The following is a 24072-nucleotide window of genomic DNA, read 5'->3' as shown; positions in this document are numbered from 1 at the left end:
ACTCGTGCTTTGGGGTGGATTCTACCTGGGGGGTGCTGTGCGGACCAGGGGGAGACGGGGGTTCGTCTGCGTCGCGTCCGCCATGAGCCCGAGCGGTCCGCTCCCTCCGGTTCGTCGTCCAGCGCCTCCTGCGCCAGGCGGGGAGGCATGAAGAAAGCGCCACGCGGACGTGACGCCTTCCTCGCCGAGGGCGGCCCGGCCGGGCCCGCCCGTCTGGTCCCCGTTCGCCGGGCGGCTGCCCCACGGTCGCCCCGCCCTCTGCCGGCAGCTCAACCGCCCGGCGCTTCCTCCGGACCCGGCGCCGCCTGGGCCGGTCCGCCGCCCGGCCCCCGCACCGCCGCCTGGGCCGGTCCGCCGCCTGCCCCGGCGGCGGGCGCCAGGCCGAGCTCGGCCCGCAGCGCCGCCTTGTGGATCTTGCCGGCGCTGGTGACGGGCAGCTCGGGGACGGCCACCACGCGGTCGGGGATCCAGAAGCGCGCGATCTCGCCCGCCTCCACCGCCTTCTCCAGGAAGGCGCGCAGCTCCGCCTCGTCCGGGGCGGGGGAGCCCTCGCGGGGCTGGACGACGGCCACCGGCCGCTCGCCCCAGCGCGGGTCGGGCTGGGCGAGGACGGCCACCGAGGCCACCCCGGGGTGGCGGGAGAGGACCGCCTCCAGCACCGCGCTGGGGATCCACTCGCCGCCGCTCTTGATGGCGTCCTTCTCGCGGTCGACCACGTAGAGCAGGCCGTTGGGCAGGCGGACCGCCAGGTCGCCGCTCCGGAACCAGCCGTCCCGGTAGGCGGAGGCGCTCGCCTCCGGCTCCCCGTAGTAGCCCTCGGGAGGAAGCCAGGGGCTGCGCACGTGCACCTCGCCGATGGTCTGGCCGTCGTGGGGGACCGGGCGGCCGTCCGCGCCGCGCACCTCCACCTCCACCATGGGGAGCGGGCGCGTGCCGGTGCGGAGCGCCTCCGCCGCCTCGTCGCTCTCCGGGTCGGCTTCCTCGGGCACGACGGAGATGGCGGTGGCCAGCTGGTCGGAGCCGCCGTAGATCAGGCTGTAGCGGACGCCCAGCGCGCGGGCGCGCGAGGCCAGGCCGGCGGGGAGCGCGCTGCCGCCCGTCAGCACCTTGACCGGCAGTCGCTCGAGCCGTCGCGCCGCCGCGGCCTCCAGCAGCATGTCCAGCTGCGTCGGCACCATGTTCAGCCAGGTGACGCCTTCCTGGAGGATCAGCTCGAGCTGCTCGGCGGGGCCGGCCCGGCCGGCCAGGACCAGCTTGGCGCCCAGGTAGGGGACGAAGAAGGGCGTCCCCCAGGCGTGGATGTGGAAGAAGGGGATGAGCGGCATGACCGCGTCGCGGCTGGAGAGGCGCGCCCCGCCCTCGTGCAGGGCCAGGTGGTGGAGGATCTGGAGCGAGGCCAGGAGCAGGTCGCGGTGGCGGTAGCGCATCCCCTTGGGACGGCCGGTGGTGCCCGTGGTGAAGAGGATGGAGAGCCAGTCGTCCTCGTGCACGCCGTCCGCCTCCGGCGGGAGCGCGGCCTCCCCCTCGGCCACGAGGCCCTCCAGCGTGGGCACCCCCGGCTCGGGTTCGGAGGCGCCGTCGGTCAGCCAGAGCCAGTGCGGGAAGAGGGGCCTGGCTCCGGCCATGGCGTCGCGGAAGCCCTCCCAGACCAGCAGCCACTCGTCCCCGGCGCGGCGGACCGTCTCCAGGAGCTCGCCGGCCGGGAGGCGGAAGTTGATGGGGTGGAGGACCGCGCCCAGCATGGAGAGGGCGTAGTGGAGCTCCAGGTAGCGCGAGCTGTTGATGTCCAGCACGCCCACCACCGTCCCCCGGCCGATGCCCAGCCGGCGGAGGCCGTTGGCCAGGCGCGTGGCCCGCTCGAAGAGCGTGGCGTAGGTGGTGCGGACGGGCGGGCTGACCACCTCGGCGTCGGGGTGCTCGTGGACGGTCTGGAAGAGGATCTGGTGGACCACCAGCTCACGCACGGACGGCCGCCCCTTCCGCCTGCGCGGCCCCGCCGGCCGCGGCCACCGTCTCCAGCCCGGTCAGCCCGGGCTCGTCCAGCGCCCAGGCCGGGTACTCCTCCCCCTCCAGGAAGCGGTGCGCGTAGAGCGCCGCCAGCTGGGCGTAGCGCTCGCCGCCCGTCGCCGCCAGCCGGTAGAGGAGCGCCACCTGGGCGGCGTCGGCCAGGCGGGCCAGGGCGTGCTTGGCGTACCACTCGGCCTCCTCCGGCCGCGCGGCGCCGAGGCGCCGGAGCTCGCTCTCGAGGACGCGCCGCGCCAGGGCCGCCTCCGGCGTGCCCGCTTCCTCCAGCATGGGCACGAACTCGGCCAGGAAGCGCTCGTGCGCCCGCTTCTTCTCCATCGCCTCGAGCAGGTCCAGCGCCTGGATGTTGCTCGTCCCCTCCCAGATGGGCGTGATCAGCGCCTCGCGGTGCCAGCGCGCCACCGCGTACTCCTCGAGGAAGCCCAGCCCGCCGAAGAGCTCCATGGCCAGGCGGGTGCTCTCCGCCGCGTGGTCGGCGGTCCGGTTCTTGGCCAGGTGCGAGAGGAAGCGCGCGTAGTGGTACTCCGCGCTGTAGGGCGGCCGCTCGCGCCAGCTCCGGTCGAAGGCGTCGATGGCCCGGAAGGCCAGCGCCAGCCCGCCCGCCTGGCGGACGGCCAGGTCGACCAGGTCGCGCCGCACCAGCGGGTGCTCGGCCAGCGCCCGGCCGAAGGCGCTCCTCCGCGTGACGCGGAAGAGCGCCTCCAGGCGCGCCTTCTGGGCGATGCCCATGGCGCCGACGGCGTTGGCCAGCCGCGAGGAAGTGAGGATCTCCAGCGTGTAGTAGATGCCCTGCTCGGCCCGGCCGACCAGGAAGCCCTCCGCTCCCTCCAGCTCCACCTCGCCCGAGGGGACGGCGCGCGTGGCGCTCTTCGCCTTCAAGCGGCGGACGTGGAAGTTGAGCGAGCCGTCACGCCGGAGCCGCGGCACGAGAAAGAGCGCCAGCCCCTTCGGCCCCTCCGGCGCGCCCTCGGGCCGGGCGGTGACCAGCGCCACGTCGGCCAGGCCCGCGCCGCTGGCGAAGTACTTGTCGCCGCCCGAGAGGAGCCAGAGGCGGCCGCCGTCGCCGGCGGGGCGGGCGACGGTGCGGTTGGCGCCCAGGTCGCTCCCGCCCTGGATCTCGGTCATCCAGGTGGCGCCCCAGGCCTCGCCGGCCAGGAGGCGCTCCTTCCAGGCGCCCTCCTCGGGCGCGTACTTGTGGATGGCGTAGGCCACCTGCTGGGTGATGGTGAGGATGCAGTAGAGGCCGGGATCAGCCAGGAGGTAGCCCAGCGCGTAATGGTGGTGCCAGCTGCCGCCGCGGTAGGGCGGCGCCATCAGGGGCGCCAGCTTGGGGAGCAGCGCCTCCTGGGCGGGGGAGAGGCGGGCGCGGTCGACGCGGTTCCCGTCCAGGTCGTGCTGGACGAGGACGGGCGGGGCTTCCTGGTCGACGTGGTAGCCCACCTGGTAGGCCTCGCCCCCGGCCAGCTCGCCCCAGCGCTCCAGCTCGGCCTGCCGCTCGCCGTAGGCGGGCCAGAAGTGGCGGAGCACCACCTGCAGGTCCGGGTCGAGGTCGAAGTGGTTCCTCCCGTAGACGTACGACTGGAATCTCACGGCGAACCGCCCTCCTCGCGGCCGCCCGTCTTCTCCGCGAGCAGCCGCCGGAGCTCCGCCTCCCGGTCCCTGAGCTCGGCCAGCAGCGCCTGGAGCTCCGCGATTTGCCCCTCCACCTCGGCGATGCGCCGGCGCCCCCTGCGCAGCACCTCGCGCAGCTGGGTCACCTCGCTCGGGTCGAGGTCGTAGAGGTCGAGCATCTCGCGGATCTCCTCGAGGCTGAAGCCCAGCCGCCGCCCGCGCAGGATCAGCTTGAGGCGCACGCGGTCGCGCTCGCCGTAGAGCCGGTGCGGGCCCTCCCGCTCGGGGGCGAGGAGACCCAGCTCCTCGTAGTAGCGGAGGGCGCGCGGCGTGGTGTCGAAGGCCTCGGCCAACTCGGAGATGGTGTAGCGTCGCGGGCTCGGGGACACGGGCGTCCGGTGGCTCCTTTCGCCTTCCTTGCTACCTTACGTTGACGTAAACGTCAAGAGGCCGTGACAACCGGTTCCGCTCCGCGAAGGTCGCGGGCGGCCGGACGGAGCCGCTCTAGGCGGCTCGCGGGCGGGGGCGCCGGGGTCCGCCCAGCCCCAGCTGCGTGAAGATCCACGAGGCGGCGACGGTCACCCATGGGGCGACGAGCGCCCAGCCGAGCATGGCGGGCAGGCCCTGGCGGGGGAGCAGGTGGACGCGGAGGGCGACGAGGAGGCCGAAGCCGCCGAGCCCGATGCCGACCTTGAGCAGCTGCTGCCACCAGGGGCCGCGCTCCTCGTAGGCGACCAGCGGGAGGAAGCGCGGCCACGGGCGCCATCAGCGCTCCTGCCTCCCGTCGTCCCCCTCGCCCGGCGCACCCTCCCGCCGCTCCCCGGTCCCCCTCCGCCGCCAGCGCTCGACCTGGGCCAGCGCCTCGTCGACGCCCAGCTCGCCGCGCCGGACGCGCTCCAGCAGGCGGCGGCGCTCGCCCTCCGGACCGGCTTCCTCGGGCCGCGCCTCCGCGCGCGCCTCGGACCGCCCCGGCGCCGCCACGGGACCGCCTAGCGCCTCGATCACCTCGTCCAGCTTCCTGCGCACGGTGGGGTAGGAGACGCCCAGCAGGCGCTCCATCTCCCGCAGGTTGCCCGCCGCGCGCAGGAAGAGGAGCGCGAAGCGCCGCTGCTCCGCCTCCAGCCGCTCAAAGCGGCTCGGCTCGTAGTGCGAGCGGATCACCGTGTCGCAGGCATGGCAGACCACCTCGCGGATCTCCAGCGGCCCGCCGCAGTTGGGGCACGCGCCCGGAAGCTCCATCGGACCGACCCTCTCCCGTCCGCAGCCGTCGCCGCGCCCGGCGAGGCCGGGCCGCCGGCACCAGCGCCATCATACCGGAGCGCCGCCGCATCATGCCGGAGCGCAGCGCCGCACGCCCCGGCCGTCGCGGGGTCGGCGGCGGCCCCCTCAAGCGCTCCGTCCGCCGCCCGATCCAGCCGAAGGCGCGGCAGCCGAAATCGCGCAAGAATCACCCTGAAAGAAGGTCACATCTTTGGAAAGACCCCGGCGTCGACTCCGCATCACCATCTTCGGCCGCCTCATCCTCATGGCGCTGGTGGTGGCCGCACTTCCTCTCGGCACCACCCTCGACCTCGCCCTCACCCGCGCCTCCGCCAGCCTGAAGCAGGTGAGCGGGCGGACGCTCGACCTGGCCATGCAGCTGGAGCTCGCCCTCCTCTCGCAAGCCTCCGACCGGGTGGCCTCCGTCGCCGGCGCCCTGGCCGACGATCCCCGCCTCGGGCCGGCGCTGGCCGGCGGCGGGGGCGTCGACCCCCTGCTGCTGCGGCAGGCGAACGCGGCCGCCGGCGGGCCGGCCGACGTGCTGGCCGTCCTCGACCGGGAGGGCCGCGTCGTCGCCACGCTCGCCGGAGGCGGCGCAGGGGCGGCGCTCGGCTGGAACGGGCTGGCCGCCCTGGCGCTCGGCGGGCGGACGGTCCAGTCGGTGGAGATCGTGCGGGTGGCCGACCTGCGCCAGGCGGGGGCGACGGATGCGCTCCTCCGTCGCATCGAGATCCCCATCCTGCCCACGCCGGGCTCGGAGCCGCCCCCGGCGTCGCGGGTGGAGGAGGGGCTGACGCTCTCCGCGGCCGTCCCGGTCCGCCTCGACGGGCGCGTGGTGGGCGCGGTGCTGGCGGGGCACGTGCTCAACGGCGACTACACGGTGGTGGACGCGGTCCGCCAGCGCTCCGGCGACCTGGTCAGCGCCACCATCGCCATGGACGGCGTCCGCGTCACCACCAACGTCCGCCGGCTCGACGCCGCCGGCCGCCCCACCGCGGAGCGGGCCGTGGGCACGCTCTACTCCATCCCCGTCATGGCCAGGCTCCGCGCCGGCCAGAGCTACCGGGGGCGCGCCCTGGTGGCCGGCACCTGGCAGGAGACCGTCTACGTGCCGCTCCGCGACCATGCGGGCCGGGTGGTGGCCGGCCCCTTCGTCGGCATCCCCGAGGCCTACTTCGGCTCGGTCCTCCAGGGCCTGCGCCAGGCGCTGGGCTGGGGCGCCGTGGTCGCCCTGGTGGTCGCCCTGGCCATCGCCTGGCTTCTCTCGCGCAGCTTCACCCTCCCGCTGGGGCGCTTCGTCGCCGCCCTCCGCGTCGGCGAGGGCTCGCCGGAAGAGGCGCTGGCCGGCGTGGAGCGGGTCGTCGCCGGACGCCGCGACGAGCTGGGCGACTTGGGGCGCGCGCTGGCGGAGACGGTGGAGCGGATGGCGCGCTCCACCGCCGAGACGCGCCGTGTGGCGGAGGCGCTCGGCCGGGACGGGGCCTCGCTGCGCGAGGCGGTCCTCGCCGCCTCGACGGAGATCGCCCAGGCGGCCGAGCTGGGCGGGCGCGCCGGCGAGAGCGCCGGCCGGGCCCGCGAGCAGATCGTGCAGGCGGGCGCCGCCGTCGCCGAGCTCTCCCGGGCCGCGGAGCAGGTGGCGGCGGGCGCCCAGAACCAGGCCGGCCAGGTGGAGCGCGTACGGCGAATGGCGGCCGGCGTCGCCGGCGCCGGCCGGCACGTCCGGGAGGAGGCGGAGGCCATGGCCGAAGGCGCCCGCCGGGCGCGCGAGATGGCCTCCGCCGGCACCGGGCACGCCGAGCGCATCCTCGCCTCCGTCCGGCGGGTGGAGGAGACGGCCGGCGGGGCGCAGCAGGCGCTCACCGCCCTGGTCGAGAGCACGAGGCGGATCGAGTCCATCGCCGAGGCCGTCGCCGCCATCGCCGAGCAGACCCACCTCCTCTCGCTCAACGCCGCCATCGAGGCGGCCCGCGCGGGCGAGCAGGGCCGCGGCTTCGCCGTCGTCGCCGAGGAGGTGCGGAAGCTGGCCGGCACCTCCCAGTCGTCCAGCCGCTAGATCGCCGCCCTCAGCCAGGAGGTGGCCGCCCGGCTGGAGCAGACCGTCCAGGGAATCCAGGCCGTCCTCGCCGAGAGCGCCTCGGCCACGGGCGAGGCCCGCTCGGGCGAGGAGGTCTTCGCCGCCATCGGCGAGACGGTCCGCGACCTGGCGGCGGCCACGGAGCGGGTGACGGCCGCCGCCGGCGAGAACGACGCCCTGGCCCGGAAGATCGCGGAGGCGATGGAGAGCGTCGCCGCCGTGGTCGAGGAGAACACCGCCGCCGCCGAGGAGATGAGCGCCGGCGTGGAGGCCACGCTCGGCCAGCTGGAGCCGGCCGGAACCGGGGCCGAGGAGGCGGCGGCCGCCGCCGGCCGCATGGTGGAGCGGCTGGAGGGGCTGCGCGAGTCGCTGGACCGGCTGGAGGCGCTGGCCGGCCAGCTGGAAGAGCACGTCCGCCAGCTGGAGGCCGCCGCCGTCACCCTGCGCGGGGCGTGAAGGAAGCCCTGTGGGGAGGGAGCGCCGCCGCGCGGCGGGGCCGCGCGCCGGCCTCCGATTCCCGTACGGCGTCCACCGGCTTTTGGACAGAAATGAAGTAACCCCGCCGCCGAGCTGAAGGAAGTCCTGCCTCCCACACGAACAGGTTGCGGAAAATCACCCTTCGTGTGCGCGCGGGTGAGCGGGGGAGGCGGGAGAGCGTTGACGGGGTGGCTCCGTAAGCGGCGCTTTCGAGGCAGGGTCTGGGTCGCCGCCTTCGCCCTCGCGGCCGTGCTGGCCGGATGCGGAGGCGGGACGTCGTCGCTGGGCCCGCAGGGGGGAGGCTCCGGCTCCGCCCAGGGCGGCTCCGCCGGTGCCCCGGCGGGGAGCGGCGGCACGGCGGCCAAGACGATCACCATCGCCTACAAGGACGACCTGGCCACCCTCGACCCGGCCATCGGCTACGACTGGACCAACTGGCCGGCCGAGAAGATGGTCTTCGACGGGCTGCTGGACTACGACTCGACCACCAACCTGGTGCCGCGTCTGGCCGCCTCCATGCCCGAGGTGAGCCAGGGCGGCAAGGTCTACACCTTCCACCTGCGCAAGGGCGTCAAGTTCCAGAACGGGCGCGAGGTGACGGCCGAGGACGTGGCCTACACCATCACGCGCGTCCTCGACCCCAAGACCAAGAGCCCGGGTTCGGGCTTCTACACGGGGATCGAGGGGGCGCAGACCTTCGTCGACGGAAAGGCTTCCTCGGTCTCGGGCATCCAGGTGCTGGACCGCTACACCATCCGCTTCGTCCTCACCAGCCCGGACGTCACCTTCCCCAACAAGATGGCGCTCAACTTCGCCTTCGTCGTGCCCAAGGAGGAGGTGGCCAAGTACGGCGCCGACTTCGGGCACCACCCGGTGGGGACGGGGCCCTTCCGCCTGGTGAAGTGGACGCCGGGGCAGCAGCTGGTCTTCGAGAAGAACCCGGACTACTTCCTGTCGGGGATCCCCAAGGTCGACCGCGTGGTCATCCAGGTGGGCGTCGACCCGACGGTGGCGCTGCTCCGCCTGCAGAAGGGCGACATCGACATCATGGGCGACCCGGTGCCCACGGCCGAGCTGGCCGGGATGCTGCAGGATCCGGCCTGGAAGAACCGGATCACGGTCGCCCCGCAGGTGAGCACCATCTACGTGGCCATCAACACGCGCATGAAGCCCTTCACCGACGTGCGCGTGCGCCAGGCGCTCAACATGGCGATCGACAAGGAGCGGATCGTCAAGCTCCTGGCGGGCCAGGGGACAGTGGCCAACCAGATCCTGCCGCCGCTGATGCCGGGCTATGACCCGTCGTACAAGGGCTACCCCTACGACCCGCAGCAGGCGAAGCGGCTCCTGGCGGAGGCGGGCTACCCCGACGGCTTCAGCACCACCATGGAGTGCCTGGACGTCGACCCGCAGCCGAAGCTCTGCCAGTCCATCCAGGCGGACCTGGCGCAGATCGGGGTGAAGGTGGACCTGAAGACGCTGGAGGCGAGCACCATCATCGCCGACGCCGGCACGCCCAACAAGGTGCCGCTGGTCTGGTCGGGCGGGCTCGCCTGGATCCAGGACTACCCGGATCCCAGCGACTTCTACGGGCCCATCCTGGGCTGCAGCTCGGCGGTGCAGGGCGGCTGGAACTGGGCCTGGTACTGCAACCCCCAGCTGGAGCAGCAGGCCAATCAGGCGCTGGGCATCCTGGACCGGACGCAGCGCCTCGACCTCTACCGGCAGATCTTCCGCAAGCTGATGGACGAGGCGGTCTGGGTGCCGGTCTACAACGGGCAGTACGTCATCGCCCACTCGGAGCAGGTGGTGGGTGACGTCCACGACTTCGCCCACCCCGAGCACACCATCTTCTACGAACGCTTGTCCAAGAAGGGCTGAGAGCCGGTGATCGGACGCCTTCCGGGACCCCTCGGGGAGCCCGGGGCGGGGGAAGCCGGCGCGGAGGGGAGCGGGCGGGAGCCCGCCCCCTCCACCGTCCTCCTCTCGCCCGGGCGCCTCGCGCTCCGCCGCCTGGCGGCCAACCGGGCCGCTCTGGCGGCGGCCCTCTTCGTGCTACTGCTGGCGCTGGTGGCCGTCTTCGCGCCCTATGTGGCGCCGCACGACCCGACGACGCAGTTCGCCGACGGCCTGACCGCCCAGGGCCAGCCGGTGCCCAGCACTCTGCCGCACAGCACGCGCTTCCTCCTGGGCACCGACGCCAACGGTCGCGACCTCCTCAGCCGCCTCATCTGGGGGGCGCGCGTCTCGCTCACCGTCGGCGTCCTGGCCAACGCCCTGGCCGTCGGCGTCGGGCTCTTGGTGGGCGCCACCGCCGCCTACGTGGGCGGCTGGCCGGGCCAGGTGCTGATGCGGCTGACCGACATGGTGATGGCCTTCCCCACGCTCCTCCTGGCGCTGGCGCTGATCGCCGTGCTCAAGCCGGGCATGGGCGTCATCATCCTGGTCATCGGCGGCGTCTACTGGACCTGGATCGCCCGCGTCATCTACGGCGAGGTGCGTGCCATCCGCGAGCAGGAGTTCATCCTGGCGGCCGAGAGCCTGGGTGCCAGCCGGGCGCGGATCCTCTTCCGGCACGTGGTGCCACAGCTGGTGCCGACGCTGATCGTCTGGACGAGCCTGGGCATCGCCACCAACGTCATGCTGGAGGCGAGCCTCAGCTACCTGGGCATCGGCATCCAGCCGCCCACGCCCAGCTGGGGGGTCATGATCCAGGAGGGGCAGACCTACTTCCGCACCGCCCCCTGGCTGGTCCTCTACCCGGGCCTGGCCATCCTGCTGACGGTGCTCAGCTTCAACGTCCTCGGCGACGGGCTGCGGGACGCCCTCGACCCGCGGCGGGGGAGGTGAGCGGCGTGGCCTCCTACCTGCTCCGGCGGCTGGCCATGGCGGTGCTGGTGGTCTTCGGGATCTCGCTGATCACCTTCGCCATCATCTACTTCCTGCCGGCCGACCCGGCGCGCATGTACGCCGGGCCCAACGCCTCGGTGGCGGCGGTGGAGCGCATCCGCCACCAGCTGGGCCTCGACCAGCCGCTCTGGGTCCAGTACGGACGCTACCTGGAGCGCGTCTTCGTCCACGGCGACTTCGGCTACTCCTACAAGCTGCAGATGCCGGTGACGGCGGCCATCCTCAGCCGCCTGCCCAACACGCTGGAGCTGATCTTCGCCGCCATCTTCGTCGAACTGGCGGTGGGGCTGCCCACGGGCGTCTACGCCGCCGTGCGCAAGGGGCGCTGGGCCGATTCGCTCAGCATCGTGCTGGCGCTCCTCGGCGTCTCGGCGCCGCCCTTCTGGCTGGGGCTCCTCCTGCTCTACCTCTTCGGCTACCTGCTGGGCTGGCTGCCGCTGGGCGGCGCGGGCGGGCCGCAGTACCTGATCCTGCCCGCGCTGACGGCGGGGCTGGGCGGCGCCGGCTGGTACGCGCGCATGGCCCGCTCCAGCGTGCTGGAGGTGCTGGGCCGCGACTACGTGCGCACGGCGCGCGCCAAGGGGCTGGGCGAGGCGCGGGTGATCCTCGGCCACGTGCTGCGCAACGCGCTCAACCCCATCATCACCATGGCCGGCCAGGACGTGCCCTGGTTCGTCGGCAACATCGCGGTGGTGGAGATGGTCTTCGCCTGGCCGGGCATCGGCCGCCTGGCGGTCAACGCCATCCTCCTGGACGACGTGCCGCTGGTCATGGGGACGGTCACCTTCGCCGCGCTGCTGGTGGTGGTGGCCAACGTGCTGGTCGACCTGGCCCAGGCGCTGGTCGACCCGCAGATCCGCTTCGACTGAGGAAACCCGCAAGGAAGCCCGCCGGAGCCCGTGCCCCGCGCGCTTCCTGGATCCGCTCGAGGGGGAGAGATCCGATGGAGATCCGCACCGTCCACGCCGCGCAGCACCACTTCGGCTGGGACCGCTCGCTCCCGCCGGTGCTGGAGGTGGAGCCCGGGGAGACCGTCGACTTCGAGGTGGTGGACGCCTCCGGCGGGCAGCTGGGGCCGGACTCGACGGCGGACGAGCTGGCGCGGCTCGACTTCGGCCGCCTCAACCCGGTGACGGGCCCCGTCTTCGTCCGTGGCGCCCGGCCGGGCGACGCGCTGGAGGTGGAGATCCTCGACTTCAGCGCGCCGGCCTGGGGCTGGACGGCCATCCTGCCCGGCTTCGGCCTCCTGGCCGACGAGTTCCCCGAGCCCTACCTGAAGATCTGGGAGCTCTCCGGCGGGCGGGCCGAGTTCCGCCCCGGCATCGAGCTCCCCATCCGTCCCTTCCCCGGCACCATCGGCGTGGCGCTGGCCGAGCCGGGGCGGCACGACGTCATCCCGCCGCGGCAGAACGGCGGCAACATGGACATCCGCCACCTGACGCGGGGCGCGCGGCTGCTCCTGCCCGTCTGGGTGGAGGGCGCGCTCTTCTCCGTGGGCGACACCCACGCCGCCCAGGGCGACGGCGAGGTCTGCGGCACGGCCATCGAGACGCCGCTCCGCATCACCCTTCGCTTCGGCCTGCGCCCGGGCCTCGGCCTGAGCGAGCCCGAGTACGAGCTGCCCGCCGCCGCGGCGCAGCCGGCCGACCCGGCGGGCTACCACGTGACCACCGGCATCGCGCCCGACCTGATGGAGGCGGCGCGGCGGGCGGTGCGGAACCAGATCCGCTGGCTGGAGCGGGAGCACGGCCTGAGCCGGCCCGAGGCCTACGCGCTCTCCAGCGTGGCCGTCGACCTGCGCATCAGCGAGGTGGTGGACGCGCCCAACTGGCTGGTCTCGGCCTTTCTCCCGCTCTCCATCTTCCGCTGAGGCCGGGCCGGCGGCCGGAGGGCGGGCACGCCGGGGGTGGGGCCGCGGCGAGCCGTCGCCCGGCCGCCGGTCAAGCTCCGCCGCTCCGGGCCGATGGGGCATGGTGAAGCGACTTTTCACGCCGCGCACCCATCGGCCCGGCGACGAAGGAGCGGATGGAGCATGCACCGGCAGCGGCGCTGGCTGGCCTTTCTGGCCGGCCTCGTTCTCCTGGCCGCGGGCGGCGCGCCCGCGGCCGACCCGTTCGCGGATCCCGGCGGGGAGGCGGGCCCGTCGCGCGCGCCCTCGGCGCGGGGGCGCGTCGCCCACGCGGAGGCGCCCGCCGGCGACGGCTGGCAGCTCCGCCTCCTCGCGCCTCTCCCCGGCGCCGTCCAGGGGAGCCCCGAACTGGCCGTGGCCTGGAGCGTCCTCGACGCCGTCTACGGCGGCGAGCCGGCCTCGGCGCGCGTGCGCGTGACGCTGGCCGGCCAGGCGCTGGCGGCCGACGGGCAGCCCGACCCGCCGCCCTGGGTGCGCGAGGCGGAGGGCTTCTCCCTGCGGGTGGCGCTGCCGGGCGAGGGCGCCCTGCGCGTCGCCATCGACCTCCTGGAGGCGGACGGGCGGCCGGCCTCCGGCCACGACGAGGCCGACCTCTGGGTGGACACCAGCGCCCCGGTCCTCTTCTGGACGGAGCCGCCCGAGGAAGCGCTCCTCCCCGGACCCGACCTCCCCCTCTCCGGCCTCCTCACCGACCCCCGCCTGGCGGGCGCCTCGCTGGAGCTGGCGCCGGCCTCCGGCCCCGCCCGCAGCCTCGCGCCCGATCTGGTGCCCCTGGCCACGCTCCAGGACTTCCGCCTGCAGGGCTCCACGGGACCGCTGGAGGAAGGGCCCTGGACCGCCACGCTGCGCGCCTGGGACGACGCCGAGCCCGCGCACGAGGCGGCGCTCACGCGCCGCTGGCTGGTGGACGGCACGCCGCCCGAGCTGGCGTGGACGGCGGGCGGGCCGCTGGAGGGCGTCGCCCCCGAGCTCCTGGAGGAGCTCCCGGCCGGCGGCGGCGCGCCCGCCTACCGCCGCCTGCGCTACGAGGCGGCGTGGAGCCTGCCGCCGGGCGCGCCGGCGGTGCTGGAGGGGGCCGTCTCGGACGCCTGGAGCGGCTTCACCCTCCTCCGGCGGACGGAGGCGGGGGAGGAGGCGCTGGCCACGGCCCTCGCGCCTGCGACGGTGGCGGTCGCCGGCCCGTCCTCGGCCTCCTTCCGCCTGGACCTCGGGCCGGGCGGAGGGGGCGTCTCCGCGCCCGGCGAGGCGGGGCCGCCGGAGCGCGAGCTGCGCGCCCTTCTCCTGGCCCTGGACGGCGCCGGCAACCTGCTGGAGGCCGAGCTGCTGCTCCACGTGCAGCCCGCCTCCGCCGGCACGCAGCCGGCGGAGGCGCCCGCGCCGCCCGCCCTCCCGCCGCCGCGCCCCACCCCATCCGCTCCGCCCGCCGGGCCGGCGGGGGCGTGCGCGCCCGGCCGCGCGCGCACGCTGGGCGACTGGGCGACGCCGCTGGGCGGACGGGTCGGGCGCGCGGAGGCTGCGCCCTTCCGCGACGTGCCGGAGGAAGGGGAGCTGGCGGAGGCGGTCCGCTTCCTCTGGCGGGAGGGGATCCTGCGCGGCCTGACGCCCGAGCGCGTGGCGCCGGAGGCACCGCTGGAGCGGGCGCAGGCCGCCGCCTGGCTCGTCCGCGCCCTGGGCGGCGACGCGCTGCCCCAGCCCGAGCCCTGGTGGGGGCGGGCGCGGGCGGCGGCCGAGGGGACGGGCCTCTGGCGCATCGGGCCGGGGACCGCGGGCTCTGGCCGCGCCCGCGAGAGCCTCGCCCGCGCCGAGTGGCGGGCGCTCCTGGAGCGCGCCGCCCGCCTCGCCGGGGAAGCGGCGGGGGCCGTGCCTCAGGCGGCCGTGTCGGCCCGCGGGGACGGGGGGATGACGCGGGGGGAGGCGCTCCTCGACCTCTGGCGCTGGCGGAGCACCGCCTGCCCGCCCGCGCCCGCCGCGGCTCCGGCGGGCGCCTAGGCGGGCCCGGCGACGACGGCCGCGGCTGCGCGGGCCGCGCTCCCGGCTGCGGCCGCAGGCGGGGCCCAGGGCGGCCGCGGCCACCAGCAGCCCGTTGAGCAGGAGGAGCGGCACGTCGGCCGGCCGGAGCGGCCCTCTTGCGTTCTTTGTGAGCGCAAGGAGAAGCGTCGCCGTGACGAAGGCCAGGCCCCGCTCCCCCAGCCGGCGCAGGCCGGGCAGAGTCCGCAGCGCCTCCACCACCAGGGCGGTGGCCAGGGCGGCTCCGGCCAAGGTGCCCAGGGTGGCGTAGGTGAAGAGCTCCGGGCTCAGCGGCACGGCAGCGCCCGCCTTCCGTCCGGTCGCCTGCGGCCCCGCCCGGGGGAGGGGGAGGGGCCGGGGCGGGCCGGCAGCCCCCGCCGCAAGAGGCCCAGCAGCAGGATGGCCAGCTCGGCACGGAGCGCGTCGGCCACCTCGCGGTCCGGGCGGCCGTGGTGGCGCGAGGCGCTGCGGATGGAGCGCTCCAGCCCCGCCAGGAGAGGTACCAGCGCGCTCCGGTCGCCCTCGGCGAGGCGCTGGGCCAGCTCGACCAGGCCGGCTTCCTCGATGCGAGCCGCGGTGGACATCAGGAGTCCGCCTCCTCCAGGAAGCGCCGCAGCTTGGCCAGCGCCCGCCGCCGGACGGCGGCCACGCGCTGCTGGCTGATCCCCAGCTCGCGCGCCACCTCGGCCTCGGTCCGGCCCTCGAGGACGGTGGCCACCACCACCCGGCGCTCCTGGGCGCCGAGGCGCGCCAGGAGCTGGTCCAGAAAGACCGCCCGCAGCGCTTCCTCCTCGGGGTTGGCCGCACGTGCGCCCGGCTCCGCGCCGGCCTCCAGCGGCAGCTCGCGCGCCTCTCGCCGGCTGCGGCGCAGGTGCTCGCGCGCGGCCAGCCGGCGCAGCACGGCCCGCACGTAGCGCAGAAGGCGTCGTCCGGCGTCGTGCGCTTCGTCCGCAGGGCGCATGCGGCATGCCCCCTTGCGGCCAGGCGGGTAGGGAGGAGAGAGGCCGACGAGAAAGGTGGGGCGAGGAGAAGGGTGGAGGCGCGGCGATTCGGCAGCCCGGCCACCCTGGCCCGCCTCCGGGCGGGCTGTAGGCCCGTGGCTTTGCGCCGCCGGCTTTCGCCGACTTTGCCGGTTCGTCGTCCCGCCCAGCTTCACCGGATCTAGGTACCCGGGCCTGCACCTCTTACAACCCCAGTCTAGCGGCGGGAGCCCGCGGATCCAGGGGGCGGCCGCCGGCAGGCGAGCGCCCCCCGCGGGGCGAAAGGCCCGCCGGGGCGGGGCGCGGCCCCTCCCCGGAGGGAGGATTGGGAGATGGCCGAGGTGACGAGCGAGGAAGTGGTCTTCCGCGGCCAGGAGCGGCCCGTCGAGGCGCTCCTGGTCCGGCCGCAGGAAGCGGGGCGGCACCCCGCCCTGATCCTCGTCCACGAGATCTGGGGGCTGGACGACCACATCCGGGAGGTGGCGCGGCGCTTCGCCGCCGAGGGCTACGTGACGCTGGCGCCCGACCTGTACACCGGCCCCCTGCGGGAGGCGATGCAGCCGGAGAAGATCCGCGCCGGCATGGAGTTCCTCCGCCAGGCTCCGCCGGAGGTGCAGCGCGACCCGGCGCTCCTGCGCGCGCGCCTGGCCGGGATGCCGCCCGAGCGGGCCCGCGCCCTGGAGACGCTGATGGACGTGCTGAGCCCGGGCCGGCTCGACGCCTTTGCCCGCGACCTGCTGGGCGCCGTCGCCTTCCTGCGCGCGCGGCCGGAGGTGGATCCCGAGCGCATCGGCAGCCTCGGCTTCTGCATGGGCGGCGGGCTCTCGGCGCGGCTGGCCACGCTCTCGCCGGAGCTGCGGGCCTGCGTCGTCTTCTACGGCGAGAACCCGCCGCTGGAGGCGGTGCCGGCCATCCGCGCGGCGGTCCTCGGCCTCTACGGCGGCGAGGACGCGCGCATCACGGAGACGGTGCCGGAGCTGGCGCGCGCCATGGCCGAGGCGGGCAAGCGCTTCACCTACCACGTCTACCCGGGTGCCAGGCACGCCTTCTTCAACGATACGCGGCCCACCTACGACGCCGCCGCCGCGGCCGACGCCTGGCGGCGGGTGCTGGACTTCCTCGGCGCGGAGCTGGGCGGCGGGCGCTGACGGTGCGGGGGGCGCCGGCGCGCCGCGGGGGCGGCCGGCTCGCCGCCCGGCGGGCAGCCGGCCGCCCCCGCACGACGCCCTCACCCCCGCGGGCACGACCTCCTTCCGATCCTGCCCCAGAGATCCCCTTGACGGTCCCATCTTGACGCCTGTAGGCTAGCAACAACCGGCTACTCTGTAATGTTTGACCACATAGCTGACATGCAGATGCGCTATGGGCCGGAACTCGTGGTAAGGAGGCGGGGCGGATGGGGCGTCCTCACGGTCCAGGGTGCAGGAGTGCAGGGGCGGCCTGGAGGAGGCGAACCGCACGGACGCTCCTGGCTCTGGCGACGGTGCTGCTGGTCGCCTCCCTCTTGGCCGCTCCGGCCTTGGCGGCAGGGGGGGATCCCAGCGGCGTCGCCACGGGCGGGATCACGGACGTGCCGGCCGCCCACGCGGGCGCGCCGACGCTGGAAGAGGTGGCCCAGGCCACGGGCCATGCCACGGTGGGCATCAACTTCGTCTGGACGCTGGTGACGGGCTTCCTGGTCTTCTTCATGCAGGCCGGCTTCGCGCTGGTGGAGACCGGCTTCACGCGGGCCAAGAACGCTCTCCACACCATGGCCATGAACCTGATGGTCTTTCTGGTGGGGGCCATCGGCTACTGGCTGGTCGGCTTCGCCGTCCAGTTCGGCGGCGTGGGCCACGTGGCCCAGCTGGGAGGCACGCCGCCGCTGAACGCCGAGTGGGCGCCGGGCGGCTGGGGCCTCCTGGGCTGGCACGGCTTCCTGCTGAGTAGCGGCGGCGCCTACGACGTCGGGGTCTTCACGCTCTTCCTCTTCCAGATGGTCTTCATGGACACCGCGGTCACCATCCCCACCGGAGCCATGGCCGAGCGGGTCAAGTTCGCGGCCATCGTCGCCTCGTCGTTCTTCATCTCCATGGTGCTCTACCCGTTCTTCGGCAACTGGGTCTGGGGAGGCGGCTGGCTGGCGCAGCTGGGCAGCCGTCTGGGGCTGGGCCACGGCGTGGTCGACTTCGCCGGTTCGGGCGTGGTCCACGCCATCGGCGGCGCGGCCGGCCTGGCCGGGGCGCTGGTGCTGGGGCCGCGCATCGGGCGCTACGGTCGCGACGGGAAGCCTCGGCCGATGCCCGGCCACGACATCCCCATGGCCATCCTGGGGACGGTCATCCTCTTCTTCGGCTGGTTCGGCTTCAACCCCGGCAGCACCCTGGCGGGCACCGACCTGCGCATCTCCGTGGTGGCGGTCAACACCATGATGGCCGGGGCCGTGGGCGGCTTTGTGGCCATGGTCTACGCCTGGCTGCGCACCGGAAAGCCGGACCCGGGCATGATGGCCAACGGAGTCCTGGCCGGTCTGGTGGCCATCACCGCGCCTAGCGCCTTCGTCAACTCGGCGGCGGCGGTCCTGATCGGGGCGGTCGCCGGTGTGCTGGTCTACGAGAGCATCCAGTTCTTCGACCGGATCCACGTGGACGATCCGGTGGGTGCCATCAGCGTCCACCTGATCAACGGCATCTGGGGCGTGCTCTCCGTCGGCCTCTTCGCCGACGGCACGTACGGCGTCGGCTGGAACGGCGTCGGCGCCGGGGCCGCGCGGGGCGTGGCCGGCCTCCTCTACGGCGACCCGAGCCAGCTGCTGGCCCAGCTGGTGGACGTGGCGGTCATCCTGGTCTGGGGCTTCGGCCTCTCCTACGTCTTCTTCCGCGCGCTGGACGCCCTGATGGGGATCCGCGTCAGCCAGGCGGCGGAGCTGGCCGGCCTCGACCTGCCGGAGATGGGTTCGCTGGCCTACCCCGACTTCGTCCTGCGCTCGGAGGTCCAGGCCGAGCCCGCCTTCGCCTCCGGCCGCCTGGGGGTGGAGACGGCACGCGCCGCCGGCGAGGCCGGAGCTTCCCCCTCGACCTCGGGCTGAGGAAGTTCCGCGGCCGGCTCGCCCGGCCGGCCGCTCCGCCGATCCACTCCGGACCCCGACGGGAGGGAGCCCGCACGACGCGGGCTCCCTCCGCCTGTCGAAGGGGCCGCGGGTGCGCGCGGGAGGGTCGCGTTCCGGCCAGCGGATCAACCGCCTGTTTCCCAGCAGGAGATTGGCAACGGGGGGCGCAAAATGAAACAGCGGTTACATGACGCGAAGAGCGTCATCGCGCCAAGCACCGAGCAAGGGGGAGAGCCGTGGGCGATCAGAACGGAACGCATGGCCGGCGCCCGGGCCGGAACGGCACCTCCCCCGGCGCCGTCGACCCGCAGTCGGGGGCGGCCCGCGGCCAGCTGCTCCAGACCGTCGGGCGGGCGCTGGAGGTCCTGGAGGCCGTCGTCTCGCGCGACCACTGGAACGCGACCCAGCTGGCCCTTCATCTGGGCATCCGCAAGAGCGTCCTCCTCCGCATCCTGGCCACGCTGGGCCAGTACAAGTTCGTCGACTACAGCCAGCCCGAGGGGGTCTACCGCGCCGGGGAGCGCCTCTGGAGCCTGGCCGGCAAGACGCTCCGCTCGACGGACCTGCGCACGGTGGCGCGTCCCTTCCTGGCGCGGCTGGTGGAGCGCTGCGGCGAGACGGCCGTGCTGACGGTGGCCCGCAACGGCTGGTGCGTCTATGTGGATGCGGTGCCTTCGCCCCACCCGCTGCGCGTCATGCCGGAGATCGGCAGCACGCAGCCGCTGCACCTGGGGGCACCGGCCCGGGTCCTGCTGGCCTACCTGCCCGCCGCCGAGGTGCGCGCCTACCTGGAGGAGCGCGCCGACGAGATCGCCGCCTCGGGGAGCCGCGTCCAGGAGATCTGGCTCGACCTGGCCCGCATCCAGCGCGAGGGCTACGTCTTCTCCGTCGGCGAGCACGAGCCGGGCGCCTTCTCGCTGGGGGTGCCGCTTTTGGACCGGGCCGGCCGTCTCATCGCCGGCATCGCCGTCGCGGGGCCGCGCACGCGCTGGGAACCCGAGCGCCTGCCCGGCCTGCTGGAGGAGCTGCGGTCGGCCGCCCGGGACATCGCCTTCCTCCTCCAGGAAGCCGATCCCCTCACCGGCCAGTCGGCCGGCGCTCCCGTGGGAGCCACCTGACCGCTTCCGGGGGCGGCCGCGGAACGGGCCGCCCCCCGGCGTACTCTATCTACCGGGGACAGGGCTCCCCGGGGGAGGCGGAAGACCACGCCGGCTTCGCCGCTTCGCCGCTTCGCGCGCTTCAGCCTGGTCGGGATCTCCAACACGCTGGTCGACTTCCTGGTCTTCAACCTGCTCCTCCGCGCGGCGGCCGCCCTCGGCTGGGCGGGGCCGGCCGGTCGCGCGGTGCCGGCCGCGCTGGCGGCCGCCTTCAACGCCGTCTCCTTCAGCCTGGCGCTCCTCAACAGCTACTTCTGGAACCGGAGCTGGACCTGGCGGGACAGCCGGCCCCACTTCGGCCGCTTCGTCCTGGTCAGCCTGGCCTCGGCCGGCGTCAGCACGCTGGTGCTCGGCCTCTGGCTGGCGCTCTGGCCGAAGCCGCCCGACGTGAGCTGGCTCGGCTGGCTCCTCCTGCGCCGCGCCACGCCGCCGATCTCCGGCCTCCTCTGGATCAACCTGGGCAAGGCGGCGGGCGGCGTGGTCAGCCTCCTCACCAACTACGTGGGCTACAGCCTCTTCTCGTTCCACCGCCTCTACCGCCTGGAGCCACTGGGCGGGAGCGGGGAGGGGGTGGGCGGGCCGCTCGCCGCCGGCGCGGTGGAGCTGAGCCTCGTCATCCCCGCCTTCGACGAGGAGGAGCGGCTGCCGCAGACGCTCGGGCGCCTGGCCGCGTGGGTGCCGGAGTGGGAGCGGCGCCATGGCCGGCCGGCCGAGGTGGTGGTGGTGGACGACGGGAGCCGCGACGGGACGACCCGGTTGCTGGCCCGTGCCGCCTCCGTCCATCCGTGGCTGCGGGCCTACCGGCTGGAGCCGCACGGCGGCAAGGGCGCGGCCGTCCGCGAGGGGCTGGCCGCCGCGGCCGGGACGTATGCGGTCATGACCGACGCCGACCTGGCCTTCGGGCTGGAGCCGGTGGAGGAGGCGCTGGCGGCGCTCGGCCGCGGGGCCGACGTGGTGGCGGGACGGCGCCTGGAGAAGGGGGACGGCCTGCGCGGCCTGACGCACCGCCTCTTCCGCGGGCTGGTCCGGCTCCTGGGCCTGGACACCGTGGTCGACACGCAGTGCGGCTTCAAGGCCTTCCGCATGGAGAGCGTCCGCCCGCTCCTCGGGCGTCTCCACGTGGACAACTTCAGCTTTGACATCGAGCTCCTCTTCGTCGCCCGCCGGAACGGGCTCCGCATCGTCGAACTGCCCCTGGCCTGGCGTCAAGTGGAGCGCTCCACGGTCCGCCCCGGCCGCCACGCGGCCGGCATGCTCCTGGCGGCGCTGGGCGTCTGGGCGCGCGCCCGCTGGAGCAGCGCCTACGACGACGGGCGCCGGCGCGGCGACACGGGCGAGGCCTGAGAAGGCGGCCGCCGTCCGGCCGGCCGCCCGTCCTTCCCGGACCCCCGGCCCCCGGCTCCGCCGGGCGCGGACCGGCCCGGCGGCATCTTCCTCCGCAACCTGGAGGAGCCGCCGGCGGAACCGCCGCGGCCCGCCCCGGAGTCTGGTCAGACGGAAGGGGCGGAGCGGCTTGGACGAGGAGTCGGCCGTGCGGCGCGCCCGGAGCGGTGACGCGCAGGCCTTCGAGCAGCTGGTCCGGGCCCACGAGGCACGGCTCTTCCGCCTGGACGGCAGGCCCTGCGGAGTGACGAGGAGGCGGCCGACCTGGTCCAGAGCGCGCTCTTCCGCGCCTGGAAGGGGCTTCCCCGCCTCCGCCAGCCCGCCGCCTTCGCCGGCTGGTTGACGCGCATCCTGGTCCACGAGATCCGCACGGCGCTCCGCCGGCGCGGCCCTGTCCTGCTTTCGCTGGACCTCCTCGACGATCTCGCCGCTCCGCAGGATCTCCCGGACGGCGAGCTCCGCCGCTGGCTCGGCGGACTGCCCGGCCCGCAGCGGCTCGCCCTGCTCCTCCGCTACGTCTACGGGTACGGTCCGGACGAGATCGGCGCCATGCTGGGCGTGCCGGTGGGCACCGTCAAGTCCCGTCTCCACCGGGCGGTGCTCCGGCTGCGCGCCTGGAACGGGACCGGGGAGGAGGCGCCCAGGTGAGGACGGAGTCCAGGATGCGGCGACTTCTCGAAGAGGAGCTGGAGCGCACCCCTGTGCCGCCCTGGCTGCACGACCGCCTGGCCGGGCCGTGGCGCGGAGTCCGCCGGCCCGCCGGCAGCCGCTCGCACCCGCTCCTGGTGACCGGCCTCCTGCTGGTCCTCGCGGCCGCCGCCTGGATGGCGGCGCTCGACCGGCCCGGCGGCGGCCCCGCACCCGCCGCCAGGAAGCCCTCCCCCTCCGGCGTCGCCCTCTCCGGCCTGCCGGCGCCGCTGCAGCTCCTCCACATGCTCTCCGCCCGGGCCGGCTGGGGCGTCGCCTGGTTTTCGCCGTCGGACGGGCCGGCGGTCGTCCCGCAGCCGCTCCACGTGCTCCGGACGGCCGACGGCGGCCGGCACTGGCGGGACGTCGGCCCCCGCGGCGCGGAGCTGGGGGAGGGGAGCGCCGTGGGAGCGGCCTTCCTGGACGCCCGGGTGGCCTGGATCGCAGTCTCCGGCCCGGCGGGCGCGCCCGGCCAGATGGTGGTCTGGTCGACCGGCGACGGGGGGCGGAGCTGGTCCGCCTCCCACCTCGACGGCCCCGCCTTCGCGGTGGGGGAGCTCCGGATCGGCTTCGCCGGCGCCCGGGACGGCTGGCTCCTGGCGGCCGGCGACCCGGCGCTGGGGCTCCAGGCGAAGGCGCTCTACGCCACCTCCGACGGCGGCCGCTCCTGGCGCCCGGTGGCCCGCTCCGGGATGGCGCCCGGCCTCCTTCCGGAGCAGGGGACCGTCACCGGTCTCACCTTCCTGGACGTTCGCCGCGGCTGGCTGGGTCTGCTCTACCGCGGGTCCGGCACGGGACGCCTCCCGCTCTTCCGCACCGTCGACGGAGGAAGGACGTGGCAGCCCCAGAGCCTGCCGCTCCCGGCCTCGCTCCAGCCGCTCTACGGCGACGTCTACCCGCCCGCCTTCCAGAGCGCCTCGCAGGGCCTCCTCCCCGTCGTCCTGGCCACGCCGGCGGGACGCCAGCTCCTCCTCTACCGGACGGGCGACGGGGGAGAGAGCTGGCGTCCGGGCAGCCCGGCCGCCCTGAGGGCGGCGGTGCCGCTGGTGGCCGACGAGGCCGGAGCGGGCGCCTTCTTCGCGGCCGACCGGGAGGGGCTGCTCCTCTCCCTGGACGCGGGAAGAAGCTGGTGGGCCCGCCCCTACCCCTCCCGTCTCCGCGCGGCCATGGCGGAGGGGTACACGCTGCGGAGCCTCGACTTCTCCTCCGGCGGCCAGGGTTGGCTGCTCCTGGCCGGCCCCGGCGGCGGCCCGGAGGCCGCGGCGCGGGAGCTCTTCCACACCTCCGACGGCGGCCGCACCTGGCAGCTGGTGGGCGCCTACGCCGCGGCGCCCTAGCGTCTCCGGCGGGCGCCGGGCGCCGGCGTCTGCGGGAAGAGATGGCGCCACCGCTCCGCCACCTGCACGGGCCGTCGCTTGCCGGTGATTTTTTCGACGCGCACTGCGTAGACGGTGGTCGCCTCGAGCCTGGGCCAGACGGCCGGCCGCTCCCAGGCCGGGTCGGCGTACTTGGCCATGAGGCGCTCGTAGAAGCGGATCTTCTCCTCCCGGCTCGTGACGATGCGGCAGGTGCCGAAGAGGATGACGCTCTCGAAGCCGACGCTGGTCTCGCAGGGGCTCTCCTCCCCGTAGGGGAAGACGGGCCCCGGCTCGTCCACCTCGAAGCAGACGCGGGGGTCGGCCTCGATGTTGCGCCGCGTCTGGCCGTAGGCGGCGGTACCGTGGAAGTAAAGCTCGCGTCCGTCCACCACGAAGAGCTGGGGGACGACGTAGGGCCAGCCCTCCTCGTCCACCGTGCCGAGCCGGCCGCAGAAGGCCCGCTCCAGCAAGGCCCAGGCCTCCTCCTCGTCCATGGCGCGATCCTGCCGCCTGAGCCGCCCGCGCTCCACGGGCCATCACCTCGCTCCCGGAGAGTAGGAAGCGCTCCCAACCTACCGGGCCGGCAGCTCCGCGGCAAGGGCGCAGCGGAGCTCCCGCTCGCGCCGCCCGCAGGCTTCGGAACATGAACGCCCTTCCCGGCGATTGACACGCGCGGGAACCCCATGATAGTCAACAATGTGTACCAATTGGAGGTGGCCGCCGTGCGGGCGACGCCGGGCACGGTCCGACAGGTCAACGACGCCCTCATCCTGCGCTGCCTGATGCGCCATCCGGGCCTCACCCGGGCCGAGCTGGCGCGCGAGACCGGCCTCTCCAAGACGGCCGTCTCCCAAGCCGTCCAGCGCCTGCGGCCGCTCCTGGCGGCCGGCCCCTCCCCCGACGGCAGGACCAAGGAGCGCCTCTACCTGGACGAGACGGCCGGCGTCGCGGTGGGGGTGGACGTGGGCGGCACCACGCTGAGCGGGGCGCTGGTCAGCGCCTCGGGAGGCTTCCTGGCGGAGGCGGAGCTGCCCACGCCGCGCGGGCCGGGGGGCGAGGTGGAGGGGGAGGCGGTCTACGCCCAGCTGACCCGCCTGGTCGACCGCCTTCTGGCCGCGGCGGCCGAAGGCGGCGTGCGGGTCTGGG

At 75.0% G+C, this 24072-nt stretch carries 21 protein-coding genes and 1 riboswitch; of the genes, 14 read left to right on the top strand and 7 right to left on the bottom strand.

Annotated elements, in window-relative coordinates:
* Positions 1-269 precede the first annotated feature (269 nt).
* The 4 genes from K6U79_04815 to K6U79_04800 all read right to left on the bottom strand — a co-directional run bounded on the left by K6U79_04815 (position 270) and on the right by K6U79_04800 (position 4875).
* Complete coding sequence (locus K6U79_04815; GenBank protein ID MCL6521680.1) at positions 270-1964, bottom strand: AMP-binding protein; 1695 nt, start codon at positions 1962-1964, stop codon at positions 270-272.
* The gene (locus K6U79_04810; protein ID MCL6521679.1) at positions 1957-3615 is read right to left on the bottom strand and encodes an acyl-CoA dehydrogenase family protein; all 1659 of its coding nucleotides are present in this window, start codon (positions 3613-3615) and stop codon (positions 1957-1959) included. Before K6U79_04810 ends, K6U79_04815 begins: the two co-directional genes overlap by 8 nt.
* Positions 3612-4025 carry a MerR family DNA-binding transcriptional regulator gene (locus K6U79_04805; GenBank protein ID MCL6521678.1) on the bottom strand — a complete coding sequence of 138 codons (414 nt, stop codon included), beginning with the start codon at positions 4023-4025 and terminating at the stop codon, positions 3612-3614. Before K6U79_04805 ends, K6U79_04810 begins: the two co-directional genes overlap by 4 nt.
* A gap of 376 nt (positions 4026-4401) precedes the next feature.
* On the bottom strand, positions 4402-4875 hold the full coding sequence (locus K6U79_04800) for a DUF2089 domain-containing protein (GenBank protein MCL6521677.1): 474 nt from the start codon (positions 4873-4875) through the stop codon (positions 4402-4404).
* Positions 4876-5107: 232 nt separating this feature from the next.
* On the opposite strand from K6U79_04800, the gene K6U79_04795 reads away from it, so the two are divergent.
* The 7 genes from K6U79_04795 (at position 5108) to K6U79_04765 (ending at position 14255) form a co-directional block, all read left to right on the top strand.
* Positions 5108-6949, top strand: a complete 1842-nt coding sequence (locus tag K6U79_04795; GenBank protein MCL6521676.1) for a cache domain-containing protein — start codon at positions 5108-5110, stop codon at positions 6947-6949.
* Positions 6950-6970: 21 nt separating this feature from the next.
* On the top strand, positions 6971-7426 hold the full coding sequence (locus K6U79_04790; protein MCL6521675.1) for a hypothetical protein: 456 nt from the start codon (positions 6971-6973) through the stop codon (positions 7424-7426).
* 201 nt (positions 7427-7627) lie between these two features.
* Entirely contained in the window at positions 7628-9328 is a 1701-nt protein-coding gene (locus tag K6U79_04785) for an ABC transporter substrate-binding protein (protein MCL6521674.1), read from the top strand.
* A 9-nt stretch (positions 9329-9337) separates the two neighbouring features.
* Complete coding sequence (locus K6U79_04780; GenBank protein MCL6521673.1) at positions 9338-10297, top strand: ABC transporter permease; 960 nt, start codon at positions 9338-9340, stop codon at positions 10295-10297.
* Positions 10298-10302: 5 nt separating this feature from the next.
* Positions 10303-11226, top strand: a complete 924-nt coding sequence (locus K6U79_04775; GenBank protein ID MCL6521672.1) for an ABC transporter permease — start codon at positions 10303-10305, stop codon at positions 11224-11226.
* Between the two features lie 74 nt (positions 11227-11300).
* Positions 11301-12227, top strand: a complete 927-nt coding sequence (locus K6U79_04770; protein MCL6521671.1) for an acetamidase/formamidase family protein — start codon at positions 11301-11303, stop codon at positions 12225-12227.
* Between the two features lie 162 nt (positions 12228-12389).
* A complete protein-coding gene (locus K6U79_04765) occupies positions 12390-14255 on the top strand; it encodes a hypothetical protein (protein ID MCL6521670.1) in 1866 nt (621 codons plus the stop codon).
* A gap of 305 nt (positions 14256-14560) precedes the next feature.
* On the opposite strand, the gene K6U79_04760 is transcribed toward K6U79_04765, so the two are convergent.
* Positions 14561-14857: a hypothetical protein gene (locus K6U79_04760; protein ID MCL6521669.1), complete on the bottom strand. Its 297-nt coding sequence runs from the start codon at positions 14855-14857 to the stop codon at positions 14561-14563.
* Positions 14857-15234: a sigma-70 family RNA polymerase sigma factor gene (locus tag K6U79_04755; protein MCL6521668.1), complete on the bottom strand. Its 378-nt coding sequence runs from the start codon at positions 15232-15234 to the stop codon at positions 14857-14859. Before K6U79_04755 ends, K6U79_04760 begins: the two co-directional genes overlap by 1 nt.
* Positions 15235-15321: 87 nt before the next feature.
* Positions 15322-15414, bottom strand: a riboswitch (cyclic di-GMP riboswitch).
* Positions 15415-15585: 171 nt separating this feature from the next.
* On the opposite strand from K6U79_04755, the gene K6U79_04750 reads away from it, so the two are divergent.
* The 6 genes from K6U79_04750 (at position 15586) to K6U79_04725 (ending at position 22905) form a co-directional block, all read left to right on the top strand.
* Positions 15586-16401, top strand: coding sequence for a dienelactone hydrolase family protein (locus K6U79_04750; GenBank protein ID MCL6521667.1), 816 nt, complete (start codon positions 15586-15588; stop codon positions 16399-16401).
* A 248-nt stretch (positions 16402-16649) separates the two neighbouring features.
* Entirely contained in the window at positions 16650-18320 is a 1671-nt protein-coding gene (locus K6U79_04745; protein ID MCL6521666.1) for an ammonium transporter, read from the top strand.
* 257 nt (positions 18321-18577) lie between these two features.
* Entirely contained in the window at positions 18578-19459 is an 882-nt protein-coding gene (locus K6U79_04740; protein MCL6521665.1) for an IclR family transcriptional regulator, read from the top strand.
* A 225-nt stretch (positions 19460-19684) separates the two neighbouring features.
* A complete protein-coding gene (locus K6U79_04735; GenBank protein MCL6521664.1) occupies positions 19685-20842 on the top strand; it encodes a glycosyltransferase in 1158 nt (385 codons plus the stop codon).
* A 276-nt stretch (positions 20843-21118) separates the two neighbouring features.
* Positions 21119-21529, top strand: coding sequence for a sigma-70 family RNA polymerase sigma factor (locus tag K6U79_04730; GenBank protein MCL6521663.1), 411 nt, complete (start codon positions 21119-21121; stop codon positions 21527-21529).
* A complete protein-coding gene (locus tag K6U79_04725; GenBank protein ID MCL6521662.1) occupies positions 21526-22905 on the top strand; it encodes a hypothetical protein in 1380 nt (459 codons plus the stop codon). Before K6U79_04730 ends, K6U79_04725 begins: the two co-directional genes overlap by 4 nt.
* Here K6U79_04725 and K6U79_04720 read toward each other — a convergent pair.
* A complete protein-coding gene (locus tag K6U79_04720; GenBank protein MCL6521661.1) occupies positions 22902-23456 on the bottom strand; it encodes a pyridoxamine 5'-phosphate oxidase family protein in 555 nt (184 codons plus the stop codon). The genes K6U79_04725 and K6U79_04720 overlap by 4 nt on opposite strands.
* A gap of 153 nt (positions 23457-23609) precedes the next feature.
* Here K6U79_04720 and K6U79_04715 point away from each other — a divergent pair.
* A partial coding sequence (locus K6U79_04715; GenBank protein MCL6521660.1) for a winged helix-turn-helix domain-containing protein occupies positions 23610-24072 on the top strand: 463 nt, incomplete at its 3' end.

The sequence above is a fragment of the Bacillota bacterium genome, assembly GCA_023511835.1.
In the GTDB taxonomy this organism is placed as follows: Bacteria; Bacillota; Sulfobacillia; order JAIMAT01; family JAIMAT01; genus JAIMAT01.
Note: the sequence above shows the minus strand (reverse complement) of the source record. Positions and strands in the feature narration are given on the sequence as shown.